5 protein-coding genes and 1 tRNA gene are annotated in these 7,136 nt (G+C 57.0%); all 6 read right to left on the bottom strand.

The window, feature by feature from the left end; all coding sequences use genetic code 11:
• Positions 1-160: 160 nt before the first annotated feature.
• Entirely contained in the window at positions 161-907 is a 747-nt protein-coding gene (locus KTF55_RS09460; RefSeq protein WP_055286928.1) for an anti-sigma factor antagonist, read from the bottom strand.
• Positions 908-988: 81 nt separating this feature from the next.
• On the bottom strand, positions 989-3,334 hold the full coding sequence (locus KTF55_RS09455; RefSeq protein WP_217108462.1) for a GAF domain-containing SpoIIE family protein phosphatase: 2,346 nt from the start codon (positions 3,332-3,334) through the stop codon (positions 989-991).
• 59 nt (positions 3,335-3,393) lie between these two features.
• A tRNA-Leu gene (locus KTF55_RS09450) sits at positions 3,394-3,483 on the bottom strand.
• A gap of 594 nt (positions 3,484-4,077) precedes the next feature.
• The gene (locus KTF55_RS09445) at positions 4,078-5,106 is read right to left on the bottom strand and encodes an ABC transporter ATP-binding protein (RefSeq protein WP_022094888.1); all 1,029 of its coding nucleotides are present in this window, start codon (positions 5,104-5,106) and stop codon (positions 4,078-4,080) included.
• Positions 5,106-6,197 (bottom strand): ABC transporter ATP-binding protein, encoded by a 1,092-nt coding sequence (locus tag KTF55_RS09440; protein WP_117564867.1) that lies wholly within the window; start codon positions 6,195-6,197, stop codon positions 5,106-5,108. The genes KTF55_RS09445 and KTF55_RS09440 overlap by 1 nt, the downstream gene beginning before the upstream one ends.
• 2 nt (positions 6,198-6,199) lie before the next feature.
• Positions 6,200-7,135: an ABC transporter permease gene (locus KTF55_RS09435; RefSeq protein ID WP_152067641.1), complete on the bottom strand. Its 936-nt coding sequence runs from the start codon at positions 7,133-7,135 to the stop codon at positions 6,200-6,202.
• Between the last annotated feature and the right edge of the window lies 1 nt (position 7,136).

Genomic DNA, 7,136 nt, shown 5'->3' with positions numbered 1-7,136 from the left:
AACCCGCGACCCCAACCTTGGCAAGGTTGTGCTCTACCAACTGAGCCATGTCCGCTTGCGGATTATTAATTTACGCGAGTTGTCCAAAAGACGCAAGTACTTTTTTCAAAAAACTCGTCTGCCGCATGTTCTTAGTAGCTAAACGCGCTAAAGCGATTGGCTAGGCACACGATTCCAGTGCTCCGCTAAACAGCTTCACCATCTGCACGCGCGTGCCGGCGCCGTCCGTACGACGAGCAACCTCCACGTTATCGACGAGCATACGCATAAGCTTGATGCCACGGCCGCGTTCCTCGGATGCGACCGGTTCGCTCGTTTCATCGATAGAATAGCCGGCACCTCGATCAAGCACCTCAACCACAACGCGATCGCCATAGGCCTGAACCGTCAGGACGCACCCGATACCGCCCGCATGGTCATAGGCATTACCCAGCGCCTCCCCCGACGCCAATGCGACATCGTAGCGCTCGTCACGGCGCAACGGGAGCGATTCAAGGAGTTCGGCGATGCGATGTCGGTAGTATGGAAGATTCTCGATACCCTGACGGACCTCGACGCTCTTACTCCAGCGAGGCAGCTCCCCCACCGGAATGGCGGGAATAGACTCCCGTGCCGGCCCCGCGACATGAAGGATATCGACAAGACGAGCAATCTCCAAAAAGCGAACAACTTCACCTGATGCATTGACGAGCGAAAGCAGGCCTTCTCGCCTCATGAGCTCACGAGCGCGCGTAAGCAGGAATGCCAAGCCCGTCGAATCGATAAAGCTAACAGCCTGACAGTTGATGACGACACGACGCACGCCGCGGCCAATCAAAGCATCCAACCGCCGACGCAGCGCAGGCACCGTGGCGATGTCGATATCGCCTGGTGGCGTCAAAACCGCTATGTCATTCCACTCATTCATACGACCATGGTTCCCCAAAAGAGCTTGTTCGATGCATGCGTTTCCGCAACCGTGCGGATTCGACGCGCCCAGCGTCGCTGTTTAGGACCGGCCCCGTAAAAACTCAAGGGACACCAATGCAATGTCATCGTCCAGCGCCGATTCGGTAAATCGGTCAAGCTCGCCCAAGACCTTGCCGCAGATTCCCGATACGCCCTCACCCGAGACAGAGAGCAGAAGGTCACGAAGGCGCTGCTCGCCAAAGAACGCTCCGGTGCGGTCGCGGGCCTCAATCGTTCCGTCCGTATACATGAAGAGCATGTCGCCAGGAGCGAACGTAAACACGCCTGTCTCGTACACCATGCTCTCAAAGGCACCGATTACGCCCGATTGGCATCCAAGCAGCTCGACCTCTCCTCCACGGGCCTCGCCGCCACCCAGCGGCATCGACTCTGGCCTAATGACCATGGTCGGAGGATGGCCCGCCGAACAATACGTTGCGCGTCCGGCTTTAAGGTCAATCTTGGCGATAAAGGCCGTCACGAACGTCTCGACCCTCGAGAAGCCCATGAGCATGCTGTTAAGGGAGCGTGCCATGCGGGCCGGTCCAGCGCCCTCCCAGGCATATGCCGTCAGGGCCGTCTTGACGAGCGCAGACATCGATGCAGCCTCAATGCCTTTGCCAGACACATCGCCCAGAATCATGACGGCGCAGTCGTCGGGAAGACGGATGAGCGTATAGAAATCGCCGCCGACCAACGCCGAGTTCGTGGCCGACAGGTACACCGAATCGGTTGCGATACCCGGAACATCCCCCAGGGAATTTCTCATGCCAATCTGAAGGGTCTGAGCAATATGGCGCTCCTCGCGCTTTTGAGATTCGCCTTCGTAGATCAGTTCAAAGTCATGCGCCAAGTGCACCAGGTAGTCATATTCAAGATCATCAATCGGCTCTTGGCTGCCATCACGAAGCAGCAGTGCGCGCGTCGTCGGGCTCTTCGCAACAGAAGCAGGAACAATCGCGTCGTTACTGTGCTTGCCATCACCCTCAGAGCGCGGGCGCCCCGCCTCGATGCCGGAGTCGACGTAGAGACCTTGACAAGGCAGACCATGCGCCCTAAGCCAACCTCCCATAGGCATCGATTCGTCAACGCGAGTTATACGGACGTGTTTAAGGTCCTCGGCACTCGTACCTCCCAAAACAGATGCCTCAAAGCCATCAGGTCCAGCCCCCAGACGTGCCGCTGGCGCCGTCGTGGAAAAGAAAAGCTTCTCGGGATCGTCCGGCAAAGCAACGCGACTGCCGCCTTCAAAATCTATGACGTAGGAATCCAGACTGGCGTCATACTCAACAGGGCAAAAATGGCAGTTAAGCATATTGCAGATCTCGGACGATACCGCCTGGGTAGCCGCGGCGGAATCGTCTAGAAAGGTAAACAACTCATCACGCAAGACATTGAGCGAGCGGCCAAGCTCGGCCGTGCGACGGGAGCGAAGGCTCGATGCCATGCCGACCAGCTGGATAGACAGGTAATCGCAAATGACCTCGAGTACATTAACGTCATAGGCGAGCGGTGCTTGAGGGCGTTTCCAACCAACTTCCAGCACGCCAAGAATCTGCGTACCGTAAAAAACGGGAAGACAGATCTCGCTGCGGTACGGAGGCATATCCTGCATGCGCAACAGGTGCTTAGAACGATTGTCCAAGTCCATAAACATACCGGAGGCGGCCTTATCACCCTCAAGGTCCTGTTGAATCGACAAGCGACAGGCACGCGACTCACGAAGAACATACGTCGGAATGCCAGCGCCATACGGCAAAAACTCAGGCAGGTAGCTGTCGTACAGCTCCTTGGAAACACCGCGAAGTTTAAAACCGCCGCTCTCAGAAAAATAGATAGCGGCACCCGAAGCATCGAGCGTTCCTACAAGCTGGTTCAAAACGGTATCAAGTAGGCTGGGCAGCTCATCGGAGCCCACGGTACTCATAATGACCGAGAGCGTGCCAGAGAGGCGCTTGTTCGCCACTCTAAGCTCCGAAAGAGCACGCTTGAGCTGACGGTCGTGCGAATACTGTTCTTCGATGCTATGGAGCGCCACCAGGACACGTGGCGCGCGGCGCCCAAAGATGCGTGGAGGCGTTACGGAGCCCGCACGAACCAAGACGGGGATAAAGGAGCCGTCACTCAACTTGAGCATCAGTTCGTTCTCGGAGCCATCAGTTTCAAATGGCAGACGATGTTCCGTCGCACGTTCAAAAGCGGACGAGTACAGGACGTCTTTAACATCTCCACCGATGACGTCGGCGCGTTCCTCGCACATCAAACCAAGTAAGCGATTATTCACATGCAGAATGGTTCCGTCGAGCTCGCAGATGATGACAGCATCGCTCGTGATCTCGACTAGTTGGGCAACGTCTGCCCACTCGTTGCGTTCAAGCGTTTCCATCGTGGACCCCACCGTCTATCGGTAACAAAAAAGCCTCCGAAGAGGCTTCTCAAATGCGATGGTGTCGGAGGCGGGACTTGAACCCGCATGACCAAAAAGCGGTCACTAGCACCTCAAGCTAGCGCGTCTGCCAATTCCGCCACTCCGACATGCTATGTTGTTGATTCACGGTTCGTTTTGTCGGACCCGCGCGTTCAACGAGGAAGATAATAACCTATGATTCGAGAACTGTGCAAGCACTTTTTTCAAAAAAGTTTACGAATTTGTAAATTCGCTGGTAGATCTATATGTTCGGCCCCGAATCGGTGTTGCCTCCCGGCGCGTCCTCGGGCATGAGCGATATTTTGTTGCGCACTTCGTGCTGCAAAATATCGCTCCCCCTGCGGAATGCGCCGGGAGGCAACACCGATTCGGGGCCTGCAAATACATACTTCAGGCACAGTTCTCAAACATGTTCTGGGGGCTGATGTAAATTTGGTGGCTCGACTTTGCCGAGCCCTTATATAAGGAGGCCGGAGCCAAAGCTCCGGCCTCACTCAATTTCTCATCAGATTAAGTAAGCGATCAAGGAATCGCACTCCCCATGCCGAGTTACCGCAGGGCCCGCCCTGAAGTTACTTTTTCAGAACACTCCGCAGGACGCAAGAAACCCCCGCCGCACGAAGTGCGCAGCGGGGGTTTCTTGCATGTCCGAGGACGTTCTGAAAAGTAACTTCAGGGCGGGCCCGGACAATAACAACCGACTACAGGTCGATGTGCGATTCCTTGATCGGGAACGGCTCCGCGAAGTGGCAGGCGCAGCAGTGACCCGGTGCGACTTCCTTAAACTCGGGAAGCTTCTCAGAGCAGATGCCCTGCGCGATCGGGCAGCGAGTGTGAAAACGGCAACCGGTCGGCGGATCCAGCGGTGACGGCGGATCGCCAGCGAGGATGATGCGCTTGCGCGTCTTCTGGATATCAGGATCGGGCACCGGCACAGCAGACAGCAGCGACTGCGTGTACGGATGGTGAGGCTCACTGTAGAGCGTCTTCCAGTCCGAAACCTCGACCATCTTGCCCAGATACATAACGGCAACGCGATCGGAGATATGCTGCACGACAGACAGGTCGTGGGCGATAAACAAATATGCAGTACCGAACTTGTCCTGGAGTTCCTTGAGCAGGTTCAGAACCTGGGCCTGAATGGACACATCCAGAGCGGAAACCGGCTCGTCGCAGATAATCAGCTTGGGCTTCAGCGCAAATGCACGGGCAATGCCGACACGCTGACGCTGACCGCCGGAGAACTCATGAGGATAGCGGTTAATGTGCTCGGGGTTCAGTCCGACAACGTCGAGAAGCTCGCGGACACGCTCAATGCGCTCCTCCTTGGTGCCCACGCCGTGAATGGTCATGGGCTCGGAGACGATCTCACCGATAGTCATACGAGGATTGAGCGAAGCATAAGGATCCTGGAAGATGAACTGCATCTCGCGACGCATATCCTTGATCTCGTGCTTGCTCATCTCGGCAACGTCTTTGCCCTGGAAGAACACTTTGCCGGCCGTCGGCTTGGTGAGGCGCATGATGGTACGGCCCGTGGTGGACTTACCGCAACCGGACTCGCCGACCAGACCAAAGGTCTCGCCAGGATAGATCTCGAACGAAATGTCGTTCACAGCAGAGACGACACGCTTGGAGAAGCGCTTGGCGAACATGCCGGACTCAGCGGGAAACTCCTTAGAGAGGTGCTCGACCTTCAGCAGCGGAGTACGCTCGTTGGTATCTGCCATTACGCCTCGCCTCCCTTCTTGGAATCCTTGCGCGTACGGGACGTCTCAGGAGCGTTCTTGAGGAACTCGGGGTCACCGGAGTAGTGGCACGCAGAGTAGTGACCAGACTCGGTGACAACGCGCTCGGGGCGCTGCTTGCGGCACTTATCGGTCGCATAGGGGCAACGAGGCGAGAACACGCAGCCCTCGGGCAGGTTCATGAGCGAAGGCGGGTTGCCATGAATCGGCGTAAGCGGCTTCTTCTCATCGATGGCCTGCTCCGGGATGGAGCGGATAAGGCCCCAGGTGTAGGGGTGGCGGCTCTCGTAGAAGATTTCCTCAGCAGTACCGAACTCGACGGGACGGCCGGCGTACATAACCATGATCTTGTCGGCCATATCAGCGACAACGCCCAGGTCATGGGTGATCATGATGATGGCGTTGCCGTTCTTCTCCTGCATTTCCTGCATAAGCTCAATAATCTGAGCCTGGATGGTAACGTCCAAGGCAGTCGTGGGCTCGTCGGCAATCAGAATATCGGGATCGCAGGCAAGAGCCATGGCAATCATGACGCGCTGACGCATACCGCCAGAGAACTGGTGGGGATACTCATTGACGCGCTTCTCGGGCTCGGGAATGCCAACGAGGTCCAAAAGCTCGGTGGCACGCTTGAGTGCCTCCTGCTTGGAGTAGCCGCGGTGCAGACGAAGGCCCTCGCCCACCTGCTTGCCGATCTTATAGACCGGGTTCAAGGAGGTCATAGGATCCTGGAAGATCATCGCGATATCGTTACCGCGAATGTGCTGCATCTCTTCCTCGGTCATCTCGAGGATAGAACGACCGCGATAGCGAACGTCGCCGCCCTCGATCTTTCCCGGAGGCATCGAGATAAGACCCATGATGGTCATGGCGGTCACGGACTTACCGGAGCCGGACTCACCGACGACGCCCAGGGTCTCGCCGCGATCGAGCGTGTAGGAGACACCGTCGACAGCGCGAACGACGCCGTCCTCGGTATGGAAATACATCTTAAGGTCATCGACCTCGAGCAGATGCTGGCCCTCGGGAACCGGCTGGTCCTTCAGGTCCACATAGTTCTTGTTCTTCTTCATCCTTATGCGTCCTTCATCTTGACGTCGAGGGCGTCGCGCAGACCGTCACCCAGCAGGGTGAAGGCGAGCACCGTCGAAAGAATTGCCAGACCGGGCATGATCATCATCCAGGGAGCAGTCAGAAGATACTGCTGACCGTCCTGAATCATGGAGCCCCACGAAGGCGTAGGCGGAATAACGCCCATGCCGAGGAAGGACAGAGCGGACTCGGTCAGAATGGCGCCACCAATGTTCATGGTCGCGTAGACCACGATGGAGGCGACGGAGTTCGGGAAGATGTGACGCACAACGATACGAGCATCAGATGCACCCATCGCGCGCGCAGCGTCAACATAGTCGTTTTCCTTGACCGTCAAGATTGCAGAGCGGAAGACGCGCGCAATCGAAGGCCAGCCGAGAATGCCGATGGCAAAAAAGACGTTCTGAAGACCACGTCCGATAACGGCGATCATGGCGACAACGAAAAGCACGTACGGGAACGCTAGGAAAATATCCGCACAGCGCATGATGATCGTATCCCAGATGCCGCCGTAGAAACCGGCCAGAGCACCCATGACCAGACCAATCACCGTGGAGATCGCAGTGGCCATAATACCGACGGAAAGCGAAACACGTGCACCGTAGATAACGCGAACGAGAATGTCACGACCAAGGGCGTCGGTGCCAAACGGGTGCTCTGCACACGGAGCCATCAGCGACGTCTGGGCCATGGTGGTCGAGTCGGAAGCCGTCGGCGAACCGAGCCAGGGCTTAGCCCACAGATCTGCGGTCAGGGCAACCACAACGACGATGATGATCCAGCAGACACCGATAACGGCGAGCTTGTTCTTACGAAGACGCTTAAAAGCGTCGCCCCACAGCGTGCGGGACTTGGCGGGAGCAGATGCGGCCTTGGTGGCGGTAGCCTGCTCCTGAGACTGAGAATCAGTTTCCTGCATG

The sequence above is a fragment of the Collinsella sp. MSK.8.10 genome (assembly GCF_019041915.1).
Classification (GTDB): Bacteria; Actinomycetota; Coriobacteriia; order Coriobacteriales; family Coriobacteriaceae; genus Collinsella.
The sequence above is the reverse complement of the archived record's forward strand: the minus strand, read 5'-3'. Positions and strand labels throughout refer to the sequence as shown.

Bases quoted from the DNA above. Each gene is read 5' to 3' on its own strand.
- KTF55_RS09460 (WP_055286928.1), bottom strand. From the start codon at position 907: ATGAATGAGTGGAATGACATAGCGGTTTTGACGCCACCAGGCGATATC.
- KTF55_RS09455 (WP_217108462.1), bottom strand. From the start codon at position 3,334: ATGGAAACGCTTGAACGCAACGAGTGGGCAGACGTTGCCCAACTAGTC.
- KTF55_RS09445 (WP_022094888.1), bottom strand. From the start codon at position 5,106: ATGGCAGATACCAACGAGCGTACTCCGCTGCTGAAGGTCGAGCACCTC.
- KTF55_RS09440 (WP_117564867.1), bottom strand. From the start codon at position 6,197: ATGAAGAAGAACAAGAACTATGTGGACCTGAAGGACCAGCCGGTTCCC.
- KTF55_RS09435 (WP_152067641.1), bottom strand. From the start codon at position 7,135: ATGCAGGAAACTGATTCTCAGTCTCAGGAGCAGGCTACCGCCACCAAG.